The following is a 16876-nucleotide window of genomic DNA, read 5'->3' as shown; positions in this document are numbered from 1 at the left end:
GGGAGCGGCAAATCGATGTACTACGGATTTGACATTGGCGGCACGAAAATGGCTCTTGGAGTTTATGATACTGAACGCCGGTTACAGTGGGAAAAGCGCGTTCCTACGCCACACGATAGCTACGAGAACTTCCTGGCGGCTATCGTTTCCATGGTACAGGAAGCCGATAGCCGTTTTGGTACTAAAGGGTCGGTAGGCATCGGTATTCCGGGTATGCCGGTCACCGACGATGGCACGTTGTATGCGGCAAACGTGCCAGCAGCCAGCGGCAAACCTGTGCAGGCCGACTTGAGCGCGATGCTTGAGCGTGACGTGCGGATGGATAACGACGCTAACTGCTTTGCGCTGTCCGAAGCCTGGGATGACGAGTTCCGTGATTATCCGGTGGTTATGGGCTTAATCCTCGGCACTGGTGTCGGTGGTGGCATCATCGTCAACGGCAAATCCATTACCGGGCGTAACTACATTACTGGCGAGTTCGGCCATACCCGTCTGCCGGTTGATGCGCTCAACGTGCTAGGGCGTGATATTCCGCTTACGCGTTGTGGTTGTGGTCAGCATGGCTGTATCGAAAACTATCTTTCAGGCCGTGGATTTGCGTGGGTTTACCAACACTTCTACTCTGAAGCACTGGATTCCAAAGAAATCGTTGCTCGCTATCGTGCGGGTGATGAGAACGCTGTGGCGCACGTCGAACGTTTCGTAGAGCTGTTGGCTTGCTGCCTGGGCAGCCTGTTAACGGCAATCGATGCGCATCTGGTGGTCATCGGCGGTGGGTTATCTAACTTTACTGAGCTGTACCAGCTACTGCCTGAGCGTTTACCTAAGTATCTTTTGCCTGTAGCAAAAGTGCCGCGCATTGAACCGGCTCGTCATGGTGATGCCGGTGGCATGCGTGGTGCGGCATTCCTCCATCTCACGGAGTAACTTATGTTATCGCGTCGTCAACATCGGCTCAGCCGGTTCAGAAAAACCAAACGCTTGCTCAGGCAGCGTTTGCGTCAGCGCGCTTTTTTCAGAGACATTCCTGGACCTGAAGCGATGGAAAAACCCAGAGTAGTGGTACTGACCGGCGCGGGTATTTCCGCCGAGTCAGGGATTAGGACTTTCCGTGCCACCGATGGCTTGTGGGAAGAACATCGGGTAGAAGACGTGGCAACGCCGGAAGGCTTCGCCCGTGACCCGCAATTAGTGCAGGCGTTTTATAATGCGCGCCGCCAGCAGCTTCAGCAGGCAGAAATTAAACCTAATGCGGCTCATCTTGCATTGGCGCGGCTTGAGGAAGAGCTAGGCGACCACTTCCTGTTAGTGACGCAAAATATCGATAACCTGCATGAGCGTGCCGGTAATAAAAATATTATCCATATGCATGGCGAGCTGCTGAAAGTACGTTGTGCGCAAAGCGGACAAGTTATTGAGTGGAAAGGTGACATCACCCCGCAGGATCGCTGCCATTGCTGCCAGCTTTCTGCGCCGCTGCGCCCACATGTTGTCTGGTTTGGTGAAATGCCGCTCGGTATGGATCACATTTATCAGGCGCTGGCGACGGCAGATTACTTTATTGCCATCGGCACGTCCGGGCACGTCTATCCGGCTGCCGGTTTTGTCCACGAAGCCCGCTTGCAAGGCGCTCATACCGTTGAACTGAATCTTGAACCGAGCCAGGTTGGCAGCGAGTTTGAAGAGAAGTTTTATGGTTTAGCCAGTGAAGTGGTGCCGGAATATGTGGATAGATTGTTGAAAGGGCTTTCTTAAAACCATCCTCACCCTAACCCTCTCCTTTGGGCTGTCTCTTAGTCACATCTTTGTGAGACGGTTCCTGCCGATTCGGAGACGGTTCCGTTCACCAGGCGACAGCGTGTTAATGTCGCCACTGAACCGGTGAACGTCTTAGGGTGACCACCGTCGTCACCCTAAGAACCCGGACTCCCGGCAAATCAATCGCCGCAAGCGGTAAACACCGTTTTTCACCCAACATTCGGGGTCGTTCGCGACGCGTTCCCGACGATCGCTCTCTCACGTGGTTCCCGACCACGTGACCCCAACTGAAGGGTAAAAAACGGCGCGATTGAAGCCGGAACACAAGGTCAACGTCAAAACCCAAAGACCACACCGAGCCGGTTTTGACCTTGTTCCCGGTATAAATTGCCCCAGTGTTCCCCATAAGTCAGGGTTGAGCTGCCGGGAGTCGCGAACGACGCTGATGTTGGGGATAAGCTGGGGTTTACCGCGCAGCGGCAATTTAATGACCGGGTGCCTGGATTATCAAGGGGTTGGCGTTAACCCCTTGATACGTTCACCGTTTTCGGGAATTAAAGAGATAACAGAACGCACGCGTGAACGGAAAATCAACGAGGCATACAGGTCTCACCCTGACAAAATGCCCGGGTGAGTTATGTATAAGAGACAGCCTTGAAGGAGAGGGGATACTCCGGTGGGACCGTCGGGTGTTCTCCCTCTCCTTTGGGAGAGGGCCGGGGTGAGGGGATACATCAACGCTAAACTCAGCGTCCCGCCTTCAACTTCTGAAAGTAATTCTCATAAATCGCACTGGCATCGCCGACATCGTTCTGCCACTCACCATTTTTCAGCACGGCTTCATCCGGATAGAGCGTCTTATCGCCTGATATTTCTTTTGGCAGCAGCTTACGTGCTTCGAGGTTTGGCGTCGGGTAACCGATCGTTTCTGCGACCTGTTTTGCCACATCCGGGCGCAGCAGGAAGTTAATCAGTTTCAGCGCACCGTCGACGTTTTTGGCATTGGCCGGAATGGAAAGGTTATCCATCCAGAAAATCCCACCTTCTTTCGGCCAGACGATTTCCAGCGGCGTGCCAGCCTGGCGGGCAACAAACGCAGAACCATTCCACACCATGCCGAGATTCACTTCGCCTTCCATATACGGGTTGGCTGGGTTATCGGAGTTGAATGCCGCTACGTTTGGCATCAGCTTTTGCAGTTCGTGATACGCCGCTTCAATCTCTTTCGGGTCAGTTGTGTTGCCGGAATAGCCCAGTTTGCGTAATGCGACCTGGAACACTTCACGTGCATCATCAGTCAACAGCAAACTTTGCTTGTATTCTGGCTTCCACAAATCTGCCCAACTGGTGACCGTTTTCGGGTCGATGGCATCACTGTTGACGCCAATTGCCGTAGCACCCCAGATGTAGGGAATGGAGTAATCGTTATTGGGATCGAACGGCTTGTTGAGCATCTCAGGGGCGAGATTTTTGAAATTGCTCAGTTTGCTTTTATCGATCTTTTGGATCATGCCTTCTTTGCGCATTTTCGCCACAAAGTAAGTTGATGGCACCACTAAATCATAGGCACCGTCTTTATAAGTTTTGAGCTTGGCGTACATGGTTTCATTCGACTCGTAAGTCGAGTAAATCACTTTGATGCCGGTTTCTTTGGTGAACTGTTCAAGCAGGCCTGGCGGCACATACTCGGTCCAGTTATAGAAATAGAGCGTCTTGCTGTCATCGGCATGTGCAGCGCCGAAACTCAGTACCAGTGCGCTAGCAGCTAGCAGGTGGCGTGGCCATTTGGTCATTTTAACGTCCCCTGAATTTTGGTTTTATCACGAAGAATAAGCTGACTGGCAACCACCAGGACCAGCGAGAGTACCAACAGAATAGTAGCCAGCGCGTTCACCTCAGGTGAAACGCCGACCTTCACCATTGAGTAAATTTTCAATGGCAAAATTTCATAACTTGGCCCAGTGACGAATGAGGAAACCACCACATCATCCATCGACAGGGTAAAACTGAGCAACCAACCCGCGGCTACCGCAGGCATCGCCAGCGGCATCAGGATCTTGCGCAAAATCGTAATTTCGCTGGCACCTAAATCTTTCGCAGCTTCCAGCATCCGTACATCAAACCCTTTGAGTCGCGAATAGACGGTGACAACCACAAATGGCAGGCAGAAAGTGATGTGTGAAAACAGCAGCGACCAAAAGCCAAGCGAAACGCCGAGCAGCATAAACAACACCAGCAGTGAAATCGCCATCACGATATCAGGCGACATCATCACCACAAATAGCATACCGCTGACGAATGGCTTGCCGCGAAAACGGTAGCGATACAGCGCCACGGCAGTCAGCGAGCCAATCAGCGTTGCCACCGTGGCGGAAACCACCGCCATCGTCAGCGAGTGTTGAGCGGCTTGCAGCAGGCTGTCGTTGTTCATCAGCAGGCTATACCACTTGCCCGTAAAGCCTTGCCAGTTAATACCGAAACGCGAACTGTTAAACGAATTGACGATCAAAATGATAATCGGGATGTACAGATACGCGTAGATGGCGCTCATAAAGCCGCCACGGAGCAGGCGACCGATCATTCTAATTCCACCTTCTTATTCAGCAAACTGGCGGCACGCCAGTAAATCAGCAGCATCAGGCCCATCACCAGCGTGAGGGTAATGCTGGTCGCCGCGCCAAATGGCCAGTCGCGGATGTTCAGGAACTGGCTCTTAATGACGTTGCCAATCAGCAGGTTTTTCGCGCCACCCATTAAGTCGGAAACGTAAAACAGCCCCATCGCGGGCAGCATCACTAACAAGCACCCGGCAATAATGCCCGGCATGGTGAGCGGAATAATAATGCGGATAAAGGTTTGTAGTTTGCTGGCACCTAAATCACGCGCCGCTTCCAGCAGCGGTTTATCGAGCTTTTCAATGCTCGAGTACAGTGGCATTACCATAAATGGTAGCAGGATATACACCAGGCCAAGGATGACGGCGCTTTCGGTGTACATGATACGAATCGGCGTATCAATCACCCCAAGCCACAGCAAAAACTCATTCATAACCCCTTTGGTGCTGAGGAAAATTTTCAGCCCGTAGATACGAATTAATGAGTTGGTCCAGAAGGGAACGATCAGCAAAAACAACAATAAAGGGCGCACACGTTCCGGTAGTCGTGCAAGGAACCAGGCAAACGGATAACCCAACACCAGGCAGGCGAGGGTAGCAATCACCGCCATATTGAGCGAGTGCAGCAACACCTGTGCATATAAAGGGTCAGCAAGCCGGGTGTAATTATCCAGAGTGAAAACCATGCTGACGAAATTAGCGTCATCACGGGTCAGGAAACTGGTGCCGATGATCATCAGATTGGGCAGGAACACGAACAGCACCAGCCAACCGACGACAGTGGCGATCACAACGTTCTGGAATTTACGCGAGCTCTTCATCTGCCAGCACGACCTCCCAACTTTCAACCCAGTTTATCGACATTTTCTGGTCGAGCGTGTGGTCAAAATCAGGGTCGTCTTCATTGAAGAATTCGCTGACCATCACCATTTTGCCGTTTTCCAGCTCGACATTAGATTCCAGCGTCATGCCTTTATAGTTACGTTCCCGCACATAGCCGATTAAACCATCGGCTACATGAGTCTCGTTTATTTCTTCCACACGCAGATCTTCGGGGCGCAACAACACTTTCAAATGCTGGCCGACCGTAACCGGCATGCTCGCGTAAATGTGGCATTCGCGACCTTCAACGAAGGCCCGAACGCGCTGTTCATCGACTCGTTCGATAACAGTCGCATCAAAGATGTTGATTTCACCGATAAAGCTCGCCACGAACAGGTTTTTCGGTTCTTCGTAAATTTCGCGTGGCGTGCCGTCTTGCTCAATGCGGCCATTACGCATCACCACAATCCGGTCGGACATAGTTAACGCTTCTTCCTGGTCGTGAGTGACGAATACGAAAGTAATGCCGAGTTTGCGTTGCAGCGCTTTTAATTCGTTCTGCATCTGCTTGCGTAATTTGTAATCAAGCGCGGAAAGCGACTCATCAAGCAATAATAGACGCGGTTTATTGACCACAGCCCGCGCAATGGCCACACGCTGTTGCTGGCCACCAGAAAGCTGATGCGGTAAACGTCGTGCATATTCCTCTAACTGCACCATTTTCAACGCTTCGGTCACGCGTGGGGTAATCTCGGCGGCAGGCGTTTTCTGCATCCGTAAACCGAAAGCGACGTTTTCAAAAACGGTCATATGAGGAAACAGCGCGTAGCTCTGGAAGACGGTATTGACGTGGCGGTGCTCGGCTGGAACCTGCGTGATATCCTGGCCATCAAGTGAGATCGTGCCAGAGTCCGCGCTTTCCAGTCCGGCGATGATGCGCAGCACCGTGGTTTTGCCGCAGCCGGAAGGGCCAAGGAGTGTCAGAAATTCACCATTATTGATGGTGAGGGATAAATCAGAAATAACGGTTTTACCCTCAAAGCTCTTATCTACGCCAGCCAGTTCTACCAGCGGCGAGAGCGAACATTGCAGTGTCTTCAATTTTTTACGCTGTCCCATATAAGACGCATCAAATTTCGGGCTGATGCGGGGTTTGTGATTAACCACCTTGCGGTTTCTGCACGTTGAGTAAGGGCAAGCATTCTACGGCAAAGCATTGAAATCGCCAATGCTTGCTGCCTTTCAGCCGTTTGAATTTGATTGGTATTCAAGCAGCAAACACCAAATCCGCTCGCATTGCATTACATTCGTGACTATTTTCATCTCTGGTAGGTTAAAAGTGACCTGACGCAATATTTGCATTTGTGGCTTACTGATAATGAAGTCACAAAAATTGAGGATAGCGACATGGATAAATTACTTGACCGATTCTTACATTATGTCTCTTTGGATACACAGTCCAAATCCGGCGTAAAACAAGTTCCCAGCACCGAAGGGCAGTGGAAGTTGTTGCGGTTACTGAAAGAGCAAATGGAAGAGATGGGTTTGGTGAATGTGACGCTAGGCGATCATGGCACCGTGATGGGGACGCTACCGTCTAATGTGGATAAAAAAGTCCCTGCCATCGGTTTTATCTCCCACGTAGATACCGCGCCTGATTTTTCAGGTAAAAACGTCAATCCACAAATTGTAGAAAATTATCGCGGTGGCGACATCGCGCTGGGGATTGGTGATGAAGTGCTGTCACCAGTGATGTTCCCTGTGCTGCACCAGTTGCTGGGGCAAACGCTGATTACCACCGATGGTAAAACGCTACTTGGCGCTGACGATAAAGCCGGTGTTGCCGAAATCATGACGGCACTTGCGGTAATGAAAGAGAAAAATGTTCCGCACGGTGATATTCGAGTGGCTTTCACGCCAGATGAAGAAGTCGGCAAAGGTGCTAAACACTTTGACGTTGAAGCATTCGATGCTCAGTGGGCATATACCGTAGATGGCGGTGGAGTCGGTGAGCTGGAGTGTGAGAACTTCAACGCAGCCTCAGTGACTATCAAGATCGTCGGCAACAATGTTCACCCTAGTTCTGCGAAAGGGGTGATGGTCAACGCGCTTTCGCTTGCCGCCCGCATTCATGCTGAAGTGCCGGCTAATGAAAGCCCTGAATGCACTGAAGGCTACGAAGGTTTTTATCATCTTCATGGCATGAAAGGGTCGGTTGACCGTGCAGAAATGCACTACATCATCCGCGATTTTGACCGCGAACAGTTCGAAGCGCGTAAACGCAAGATGATGGATATCGCCAAAAAAGTGGGTAAAGGATTACATCCGGATTGTTACATTGAGCTGGTTATCGACGACAGTTATTACAACATGCGCGAGAAAGTTGCTGAGCACCCTTACATTGTGGACGTGGCACAGCAGGCGATGCGCGATTGCGATATAGAACCTATTCTGAAACCAATTCGCGGCGGCACCGATGGCGCACAGTTGTCATTTAAAGATTTGCCTTGCCCGAACCTGTTCACCGGCGGCTATAACTACCACGGCAAACACGAGTTTGTGACGCTGGAAGGGATGGAGAAAGCGGTAGCGGTGATTGTCAGGATTGCGGAGTTGACTGCTGAGCAGGGTTGATATAACCAATTGCTGGTGGGGCGATAGATAATAAAGGGGTGTGGAGCCCCTTTAATATTAGCTTATGAATAATATGACAGTCTGTTTAGTGCTGTGAGCGGACGAACTAACAGTGCTGAAGTTCTGGCATGGGCTGTGAGAAGCAGACTGTCATGATTCGCGTTCGACCAGAGCAAAGGCAAGTGTTCATTGCAAAACTAAAATATCAGCCAACCCTATGACTATTCACAATTTTTGATGAAAAATAACAATTTTCCTTTGATTTTGATTCATGTAAACATGTATAAATATGTAAGATAAAATGACAATAAACCAAATGGATAACAAGATATGACAGATCTCGCTCAGCTAATATCTTCGGCAGTCAAAGCATCAGGTGCTGATGACTCAATCAACAAACAATTAACAGAAGTGCTAAAAAAAGATCTAAACGACTATGTCAGTCTAGAGCGACTTAAAAACAAGCTAGAAGTTTTGTACACTTTTGAGAAAAACTATCTTGAACTTGTTAAGGCATATAAAGAAGAAATTAAGTTCGCCAGTACTTTACAAGAGGACTTGCGAAAAGAACGTTCAAAATTTTTTTCTGAGACCCTTAAAGAGGTTTCAGAGACACTCAGTGAATCTCAAGTTGATCAGTCAGTTGCTTCAAAATGGTTAAAAGAACTAGTCGATAGTTATACTAAAAGCTTAGATCTCAGTAGCAGCTTAATTGAAGAGCATACGCTTGATACTATTGGGAAAATTCGTTCTGAGGCGAAATTAAGAAAACCTAATTTATCTTCTGATAACTTAGAATGAAAAAAAGTGCTCGCGTAAGGCAATTAATAAATGTTTTGCATTTGGTTGAAAAATTTAAAACCTTAGAAAATGCATTACATCGCGGTGCTATTGAATCCTTAGTGAGCACATTTTATTTAATTATGCGATTAAAATTAATAGAAGCCAAGACAACTCAAGAACCGATGAGAAAGTCACTGATCGAGCTGTTAACAGCTTTACGAGAGGCAAGAGAGGACCTAGTTTCGCGTAGTATAAATGAACACCCTCAATTATTTTCTTGTTTATTTCAATATGAGAAAGATGAGAATCTTTTATCCCTCTCTTTTGAAAGGGAATACTCTATTTTCATCAACAATAACTTAGAAAAAATTTCTAATAATATTACTAATTTTGAAGATATTAATATGCAAAACAAGCTGAAATACATTGCCAAAGAGTTTGTTGGCTTCAAACATTCCAGAGGCGCTTCAAATTCTTATGTTTTTTTTCTAGAGGATAAAGTAAACCAAATTGGAAATATATTGTCAGTCTTTGAAAGAGACAAGGATAGAATTGAAGAAATCAATTACTTGAGAAGAAAAGAACAGGTTCTTTTTGATAGATTATTCAATAAATTATTAGGAGAGCAAAATGGGCTGGTTAAGTAATGTAGGGAATGCCCTTCTTAGTTGTGTGAGTAAGCCAATTGAAGTTTTGTGTGATTGGGCTTCTGAGCCGCTTAAAACAAGATCTCATGAGAGAACTGAATCCTCACAAGACTCCGCTCACAAACGTAATATAGATACGTTAACAGCTCAATCTAGAACTGAACACGAATTCAAAACTAAAGAAATGGAGCTGAAACATCAACTAAGATCTCAAGAGAAAGAGCTTGAAGTTGATCTTGAAGTTCGTAGGGTGCGTGAAATTGAAAAAGCTGTAGCTGAAATCCAAGAATGGAAAAAAGATAAAGAGTTTGAGCGTATGGAGCGAACCACTGCTGCTATTGCCCTTTATCTTGAACAACTTACTAAGTTAAATGTAGAAACTATAAACGCCATAGGGCATATGCAACTTGAACTCAAGGAGCGAGCTCAACAACTAGTATATGATAAAACTATTCAGTATAAAGAACTTCAGGATACAGCTATTGAAGAAGCAATGAATGATTTCCTTAGGATAGAAGAAAAATTTGGTGATAATGAAAGAGCAAAGGATATTTTAATCAAAGCTGTCGATACTAAAATGGGTAATATAATAACCACATCCACTCGTTTCCTCGAAGAGTTGAACAGAGACATTGTAAACCTTAACGAGAGCATTGATAGACTAACAAATCAAGGGCAAAGATTCATCGAGAATCATTTGGAACGCTTCCACGTTTCCGATGTAAGCTCACCTTTAACACTCGCAGCAGAAAATAAAGAAAAATTAATATCTTACAAGAAGTATAATGATTAATTTCTTAAAAGCTCCGTTTGATATGGGGCTTTTTTGCATCTCTTCTGAATTTATCTTAATTCAAGTGGTACTGATCTGCTCCCCGTTGATTAACACGCCGCAATGTTAGTAATGCGACTATTTGGCTGCGAGATCAACTGCGAACTTCCGTTTCTCGCTCATAGCAGACCTGATGACCACCCAACCTGTCCGCTGCGTGCCATGAGCGGAAGTTAAAACAGTATTTCCATTGTTTTCTTAGAAAGACCTCATCCAAATATAATTTGAACAAAATTAATTATTGCCAGCACGCTCAGTTTGGAGTCCAACTATAGGGCAAGATTGTCTACTGTGGCGGGTGGCAGTCCAGCTTTTGAGCAATGCCATCTTTAGTTCATATATGGATCTCACCTCACCACCTCGCTTTATATGCGACCCATTCATCCCAGACATTATCCGGATCAAGGTCTGGGTAACCTCGCTCGTCGGCCATAACTGTGGCTACTTCATCTGGCAAACTTATAGCAGTTGCGTTATCGCGAATATCTTCAACTTCTTGCCGGTTCAGCGAGCGCCCTATTTCAGTCTCTTTAGCTTTGAGTACGATAACTAGTGCTGGTATACAAACTATCTTCATTTTATTTTCTCCGCAGCCCTTCGCCTCGCTTCAATCATATGGACGTAAAACGAGTGGAACTCCTCGTTCTGGCTGGCAACCATTTCTGGGGGAAGTGATTTTCTTTCTTTATCCCATTGCAAGATTACTTCCCGACACTGCTGGTAAGCAGCATCAACTACCTTGGTTGCAGGCCGATCAGTGTCAATAAACGGTATTGTATGGTTATTGAGGCAGATTGATACAGGGGTGCCATATTGTTCAGCAAACACATTGCTGGAAATTAGCCCTGATGACACTAAGAGTACGCACTTAAGATAGCGAAACATGGCCATAATCAAATTCGTACTTAATTTCCCCATCGATTTCAAACTCACATATTCTGAAACTTTCAATGATTAGTTTTGCCTCAGCCTCTAATACTGCAACATCGCCATTGAATCGGAGGACTGAACCATCAGTAAAATGGATGCTAAATCCCTCGTTTAATTCTTGTACTTCGTCGACATAATACTGGTTATCAAATGGTCTTCCATAAGAGCCATTCGGCAAAAAGAAGTAAACCGAACGTCTATTTTTCAACCACTCCCTTACTACTTCAGTCTGCGTCATTTCTTAATTATCCAAGCTGGGTCAGTTACGTACATTTGGCTCCCACGACTAAGCTAGGGTGGCCTGGTGCCAACGATAACAATTGAGTTCGCGGAATACGAACATGAAAGGGTGACAGAGTTCAGACTCCCAGTACATGGGCATTATCGCAAAGCATAACGTCCGTTCCTCGCTCAAGGCTGAAACTCACCAAAGCCAACGTCGCTTCGGTTCTTGCCAGCCCCCCTGCCAAAGGTCAAAACGCTTGAGTTGTTCAAGTTTTTGTAGAACAACATCTTCACCCACGGATGAGAGAATTCGCTCTGGAATTGAAATGCCGAAAAGGTCTTCAGCGACCGAGAATATTTCACATTCTGATGTAAGTGACCCCAACGATTTTTCTATCTTCTTACGCTCTGCTTTTACAATTAACTGAAGTCCCATCAGCATTTAAACTCCACAATGGCTACCTGCTCAAACGCTTGTCTGACCTGGGCCAGGGTCTGGTCAGGGATTGATTGTCCTCTAATATCATAGACGACCCGGCAAGTTCGAATGTGCGATGGAAGCTGTGATAGTCCGTAAGATATTCTGGCAATATTGTACGCAATACTGAGTTTTATAGATTCCGGGGATACCAGGCTGTGGCTGGCTACAAGTAGAAACTCTCCATGTTCATCATTAATAAGCTCTGGGGTAAACATCACACCTCCCTTTTATTACCTTCGCCGATTTCTATCAATTGAATGCCTTTTTATCAATAATTTATCATAGCAGGTATCCTGACCGAAAAACGATTTCCGCTCCTCGCTCATAGCAGACCTGATGACCACCCAACCTGTCCGCTGTGTGCCAGGTATAGTCATTCGCACCCTGAGAGTTACACTTTTAAGTGATTCAGGGTATGCGCTTATTGGTTACGAATATTGTGCCAGAATCATGTGATTTGATGATTGCCGCTTTGCTTTCGAGCCAGTAAGTGCTCCACGTTCGCTAACGAATACTCAGGGCATGCAGAAAAACTGCTGACTATATTTCTTTCGAAGAGCGTGGAATGCATACCAATCCCCGATAAAAAGGAGTTGGTGATGACTGCGATTAATCAGTTTGCTGCTCATGTTGGTCTGGACTGGGCGGATAAAAAACACGATGTCTGCGTTCAGTTTAAAAATGGCGAGCGCATATTCCAGGTGGTTGAACACACTCCGGAAGCGCTTGATATCTGGCTCAACGAATTGCACCAAAAGGTGAAAGGCAGGATCGCTATCGCCCTTGAGCTGAAGAAAGGCCCGGTGGTGTATGCTCTCCAGAAGTACCCATTTGTCACTGTTTTTCCTGTGCACGCATTGTCACTGGCTCGCTATCGGCAGACCTTCTGGCCAAGCGGTGCTAAGGATGATCCACAGGATGCTGAGCTGGCATTAGAGTTAATGCTGCGTTACCCCCAGAAGATAAAAGCTATTGAACCCGACAATGGTGATATCCGATTACTTCAACAGTTAGTTGAGCAGCGTCGACTGCTGGTTGAGGACAAACGCCGCTTTGTGAACCGGATAATCAACACGCTTAAACAGTATTATCCTCAGCCACTGGAGTGGTTCTCACATCGGGGTAGTTTACTGTTGTGTGAGCTGATTATCCGGTGGCCCAGTCTGCAACAACTGAAACGAGCCAGGCGCGACACGATCCGCAACTTTCTGAATGCCAAAGGTGGCCGCGCAATGGCCCTTACCGAGCAACGTGTTGCGAGTATTGATAACGCGATCCCATTGACGACAGACCCGAGTGTTATAGAGGCGAATGCTTTGATGGCAACAGCACTGGCGACACAAATTAAAGTCGTGAGTGAAATCATCAAAACCTATGACGAACGAATCGAAACGCTGTTTGACATATTGCCAGATGCGGGGCTGTTCAAATCACTTCCGGGCATGGGGCCGTGTATGGGCCCACGGATGCTTGCTGCACTTGGTGATAACCGTGATCGGTTTAACAGCGCTGAAGAGATTCAAAACTATGCAGGTATTGCACCGGTGACCGAACGAAGTGGCCAGAAATCATGGGTTCACTGGCGATGGCAATGTGCCAAGTTCGTCAGGCAGACCTTTGTTGAATGGGCTGCCAAGACGGTTAATTCATCATACTGGGCCAGACTTTATTACCAGGGGCAGCGAGAAAAAGGGAAATCGCATCAATCAGCCATCCGGGCTTTGGCGTTTAAATGGATAAGGATCATTTACCGCTGCTGGAAGACCAGAACCCAGTACGACGAAGCGAAATATTTGCTGGCTCTCGAAGCGCGACACTCGCTCTTACTGAAGCCATAAAAAGCTTGTCGAATGTCTCAGGGCGTGAAGAGGACGTTATCTAACGATGTAACTCGATTGTCACCATCTCTAGATTTCATCATAACAACCTTATTCGCATACACTTTGCCCAGAATTGATACAAGTATTTTGCGAAATCAGGCGTGCGAGTAATCATGAGAGCTTACGGATTAAAATTACGATGAAAGTGATACTGGTGAGGCATGCAGAAACCGAGTGGAATCTGAACAGGATTATTCAGGGGCATAGCGATAGCATCATAACTCCTCGGGGTATGAGAGAAACATCTGCATTAGTGACAACGCTTGTTGAAAGAGCATATCCAATAGAGTGTATTTACAGTTCACCACTTGAGCGTGCATGGCTGATGGGCGTGAGTTTGGCGGAAGGTCTTCACTGCCCATTAATCATGGAACCGTCCCTTAAAGAACAGGCTTTTGGTCTTTTTGAAGGGATCGCATCAGAGCGACTAACACGCTGTAATCCGGATGATGCAAATGCGTTATTCGAGCGCGATGCAAATTATTGCCCCCCAGCGGGGGAGACACTGGCTCAGGCTTCTCACCGAATAATGCATTTCTTACATAATCTGCAAGAAGCTAAAGAATATCAGACGGTATGTATTGTTTCTCATGGGCATGTTAGCCAAGGTGTTCTGGCGCAGCTAAAAGAAGGGGTTATCGATAATTTTCCTCGTTATGCCCAACCAAACGCGAGTTACTCTGTTTTTGAATTCGTTGACGGGAAATGTACAGGGCTTCGATGGGGAATTTCTACACATCTATTGAAACTAGAAAGATAGATGCTTTTTGGGGCATGAGACGTTATTCAGGCGAGCAATATAATTTCCACTCCTCGCTCATAGCTGACGTTCGTTCATGGCTTTCAGGAAGTCTCGCTTAGGCGAACTCCAGGCCACTAAAACGCCTTCCATACATATAGTATTCCCTTTGGCAATAAATCTTGGTAGTGGCTAGAGCTATGTATTTTGTCACCATAATTAAAAAATACATTCTAAATAGCCACCATCAAAAAAATAATTACACCATAACTAAATATAATTCAGTAACTCAGTGCTTATATAAAATAAATAACGTTTGAAGTAACTGCTAATAACTCTTGAAATCCCAATTGCCAGTTTTCATTTATTTGTGACTTGTGCCGAAGATTTTCGGTTTCCAATAATTAAGCACAGCTCCACTGTTGACTTGTACAGTGCTTTTGGCAGAGAGTAAGCAGATAGAAAGATATTATCCTATATCCAAAATAATTCGAGTGGCATTGAGGCGGCAAGCTAACACCGGTGCAACTCGAAATATGAAGGGTATAAATGAATCGCCCCCGAATGGTGCTGTAACACCAAACGAGGGCTAACCACAAACGTTAACTAACCAGGAGTAACGCTATGGCTGTTGCCAATAGTAACACATTCGCTCGTCCTGAAATCACTGCTACTCAATCCATTATTGCGGGAGATATCGCAGCTTTATTAAAAATACCGTTGGGTGCCACGCATGATTTATTTCAGGTTGTGGATATTTGCCAACGTTATGCTGATGAATTAATCGAAATTCATAATCACTCTGAATATATAGCGTTGTGCGGGCGTTTACTGGCGGGGTTGAATGTACTGAAAGTAGTTTTAAAGTCGCCGTTGCCAAAACATCTAATTGAACAATTAACGGTGAATGAAAATAATTTTGCTGAATGTCGCAATCCACTTTCAACAGATTCAGAGACCACCTGTGAATATTGTTCCGCATTAACCATGGTTTTATTGAACCAGCAAATAATGCCTGAGCAGCAGGAACAGATCAGCGAATTGTTATTTGAATTACTGACTATGCTGGCTGAGGATTTGAAGGTGCCGCGTTTTATTCGTACGACGACAGGGCTGGCAATGATAGATGGTGAGGCTATACCAGGCATTCATTAAATACCCGTCGCCCTTCAAGATGCAGGGTTGTTGGCTGCTCTCATTCACCCGAATCACTTACTTGAGTAAGCTCATCGGGATTTACTCGATTGCCGCCTACCTGCATCTTGAAGTAGCTTGGGTATTACCACCCGGTGTTCCTGGCTCTCAGCCAGAAAGTGGCTGAGAGCTAGAAGAGAGGGATCAATCCTCGAAGTACCAGTATCCGCTGTTGACCAGCGCGGCTAACATCGCCAGGAACGACGGGTCTTCCAGTACATCACCAAACATTTCTGCTTTGAGAGTGATATTGCTCGCCAGTGCTTCAAGAGCCGGGCGGTGTGGGCTGTCAATTTTCTCGCCGTTGACGTAAATCTCATCGGCAATGCGCAGCACGCGTAAGCCACCCAAACGAGTAATCGCGTCACCCTGTTTCAGCGCGTCGTAAATCTCATCGGGCTGATATGGCGGTTCTGGCGGAGCCACATCCAGTTCATGTCGTGACTGGGATACGAACTCACCGAACCAGGTTTTGAAGTGCTCAGGCTGATTGATCAGTTCAAGCATCATCTCGCGTAACTTATCCATTTCCTGCGGCAGAACATCCGCAGGATGCTGGCGCGCAGGCACGTCAGGGTCGGTATAACGCTGGCTGCCCAGTTCGCGTTGCAGCACGTAATCAGCAAAACCGCTGATTAACTCACGGCCACTTGGCGCGCGGAAACCGACAGAGTAGTTCATCGAGTTTTCCAGCGAGTAACCTTCGTGCGGGAAACCCGGCGGGATATAGAGAATATCGCCCGGCTCCATTTCTTCGTCGATGATGGCGTCGAACGGTTCAACTTGCAGCAAATCAGGATGCGGACAGTGCTGTTTCAGAGCGACTTTTTCACCAACACGCCAGCGACGGCGGCCAACACCCTGAATGATAAATACGTCGTACTGGTCGTAATGCGGGCCAACGCCGCCGCCAGGCACCGAGAACGAAATCATTAAATCGTCAATTCGCCAGTCCGGCAGCGCGCGGAACGGGCGCATTAACCGCGCACTTTGTTCGTGCCAGTGGTTAACGGCCTGAACCAGTAAAGACCAGTTGTTTTCGCCCAGATGATCGTAGCTCTGGAATGGGCCGTGGCTGACTTGCCATCTGCCGTCGTTATGGCTGACCAGGCGGCTGTCCACCTCGTTTTCCATGGCAAGGCCTGCCAGTTCATCCGGGGAGATTGGGTCGATGAAGTTTTTGAAGCCACGTTTTAGAACCACCGGGCGTTTCTGCCAGTAGTTCGCGATGAAATCGGGCCAATTTAGGTCGAGTTGATAGTCCATATTATTATCCGGCAGGTGAAGGAGCCTGCCGAGGATTATAACGGATGGTGCTGCCGGTTACGGGAGTATTT

17 protein-coding genes are annotated in these 16876 nt (G+C 47.1%); 9 read left to right on the top strand and 8 right to left on the bottom strand.

Features of this window, described 5'->3' with window-relative positions; genetic code table 11:
* Positions 1–15: 15 nt before the first annotated feature.
* Positions 16–927 (top strand): N-acetylglucosamine kinase, encoded by a 912-nt coding sequence (gene nagK / locus MNO13_RS15405; RefSeq protein WP_133522650.1) that lies wholly within the window; start codon positions 16–18, stop codon positions 925–927.
* 3 nt (positions 928–930) lie between these two features.
* Complete coding sequence (cobB, locus tag MNO13_RS15400; RefSeq protein WP_241938978.1) at positions 931–1755, top strand: Sir2 family NAD+-dependent deacetylase; 825 nt, start codon at positions 931–933, stop codon at positions 1753–1755.
* 749 nt (positions 1756–2504) lie between these two features.
* Here the strand turns inward: cobB and potD are convergent.
* The 4 genes from potD to potA are packed head-to-tail and all read right to left on the bottom strand — an operon-like array spanning position 2505 to position 6313.
* Positions 2505–3551: a spermidine/putrescine ABC transporter substrate-binding protein PotD gene (gene potD, locus MNO13_RS15395; RefSeq protein ID WP_241938977.1), complete on the bottom strand. Its 1047-nt coding sequence runs from the start codon at positions 3549–3551 to the stop codon at positions 2505–2507.
* Positions 3548–4339, bottom strand: a complete 792-nt coding sequence (potC, locus tag MNO13_RS15390; RefSeq protein ID WP_133522647.1) for a spermidine/putrescine ABC transporter permease PotC — start codon at positions 4337–4339, stop codon at positions 3548–3550. The genes potD and potC overlap by 4 nt, the downstream gene beginning before the upstream one ends.
* The gene (gene potB / locus MNO13_RS15385) at positions 4336–5193 is read right to left on the bottom strand and encodes a spermidine/putrescine ABC transporter permease PotB (protein WP_064547746.1); all 858 of its coding nucleotides are present in this window, start codon (positions 5191–5193) and stop codon (positions 4336–4338) included. The genes potC and potB overlap by 4 nt, the downstream gene beginning before the upstream one ends.
* Positions 5177–6313, bottom strand: a complete 1137-nt coding sequence (gene potA / locus MNO13_RS15380) for a spermidine/putrescine ABC transporter ATP-binding protein PotA (RefSeq protein WP_232886866.1) — start codon at positions 6311–6313, stop codon at positions 5177–5179. The genes potB and potA overlap by 17 nt, the downstream gene beginning before the upstream one ends.
* 288 nt (positions 6314–6601) lie before the next feature.
* Here potA and pepT point away from each other — a divergent pair, with 288 nt between their 5' ends.
* The 4 genes from pepT (at position 6602) to MNO13_RS15360 (ending at position 10051) form a co-directional block, all read left to right on the top strand.
* The gene (pepT, locus tag MNO13_RS15375; protein ID WP_241938976.1) at positions 6602–7828 is read left to right on the top strand and encodes a peptidase T; all 1227 of its coding nucleotides are present in this window, start codon (positions 6602–6604) and stop codon (positions 7826–7828) included.
* A 330-nt stretch (positions 7829–8158) separates the two neighbouring features.
* Positions 8159–8629, top strand: a complete 471-nt coding sequence (locus tag MNO13_RS15370; protein ID WP_241938975.1) for a nickel transporter — start codon at positions 8159–8161, stop codon at positions 8627–8629.
* Positions 8626–9258, top strand: a complete 633-nt coding sequence (locus MNO13_RS15365; protein WP_064547740.1) for a hypothetical protein — start codon at positions 8626–8628, stop codon at positions 9256–9258. Before MNO13_RS15370 ends, MNO13_RS15365 begins: the two co-directional genes overlap by 4 nt.
* Entirely contained in the window at positions 9242–10051 is an 810-nt protein-coding gene (locus MNO13_RS15360; protein WP_064547739.1) for a hypothetical protein, read from the top strand. The genes MNO13_RS15365 and MNO13_RS15360 overlap by 17 nt, the downstream gene beginning before the upstream one ends.
* A 391-nt stretch (positions 10052–10442) precedes the next feature.
* Here MNO13_RS15360 and MNO13_RS15355 read toward each other — a convergent pair whose 3' ends face one another.
* The 3 genes from MNO13_RS15355 to MNO13_RS15345 form a co-directional block, all read right to left on the bottom strand.
* Positions 10443–10667, bottom strand: coding sequence for a hypothetical protein (locus MNO13_RS15355; protein ID WP_064547737.1), 225 nt, complete (start codon positions 10665–10667; stop codon positions 10443–10445).
* Positions 10668–10958: 291 nt separating this feature from the next.
* Complete coding sequence (locus tag MNO13_RS15350) at positions 10959–11258, bottom strand: hypothetical protein (RefSeq protein WP_064547733.1); 300 nt, start codon at positions 11256–11258, stop codon at positions 10959–10961.
* Between the two features lie 186 nt (positions 11259–11444).
* A complete protein-coding gene (locus MNO13_RS15345; RefSeq protein WP_241938974.1) occupies positions 11445–11687 on the bottom strand; it encodes a hypothetical protein in 243 nt (80 codons plus the stop codon).
* A 638-nt stretch (positions 11688–12325) separates the two neighbouring features.
* Here MNO13_RS15345 and MNO13_RS15340 point away from each other — a divergent pair.
* The 3 genes from MNO13_RS15340 to MNO13_RS15330 all read left to right on the top strand — a co-directional run bounded on the left by MNO13_RS15340 (position 12326) and on the right by MNO13_RS15330 (position 15500).
* The gene (locus tag MNO13_RS15340) at positions 12326–13564 is read left to right on the top strand and encodes an IS110 family RNA-guided transposase (RefSeq protein WP_241938973.1); all 1239 of its coding nucleotides are present in this window, start codon (positions 12326–12328) and stop codon (positions 13562–13564) included.
* A gap of 181 nt (positions 13565–13745) precedes the next feature.
* Entirely contained in the window at positions 13746–14366 is a 621-nt protein-coding gene (locus MNO13_RS15335) for a histidine phosphatase family protein (protein ID WP_241938972.1), read from the top strand.
* A 603-nt stretch (positions 14367–14969) separates the two neighbouring features.
* On the top strand, positions 14970–15500 hold the full coding sequence (locus MNO13_RS15330; RefSeq protein ID WP_241938971.1) for a hypothetical protein: 531 nt from the start codon (positions 14970–14972) through the stop codon (positions 15498–15500).
* Between the two features lie 183 nt (positions 15501–15683).
* Here the strand turns inward: MNO13_RS15330 and MNO13_RS15325 are convergent, their stop codons facing one another.
* Positions 15684–16805 (bottom strand): ribosomal protein uL16 3-hydroxylase, encoded by a 1122-nt coding sequence (locus tag MNO13_RS15325; RefSeq protein ID WP_241938970.1) that lies wholly within the window; start codon positions 16803–16805, stop codon positions 15684–15686.
* Positions 16806–16876: the final 71 nt, after the last annotated feature.

The organism is Buttiauxella ferragutiae, assembly GCF_022637515.1.
Taxonomy (GTDB): domain Bacteria; phylum Pseudomonadota; class Gammaproteobacteria; order Enterobacterales; family Enterobacteriaceae; genus Buttiauxella; species Buttiauxella ferragutiae.
The sequence above is the reverse complement of the archived record's forward strand: the minus strand, read 5'-3'. Positions and strand labels throughout refer to the sequence as shown.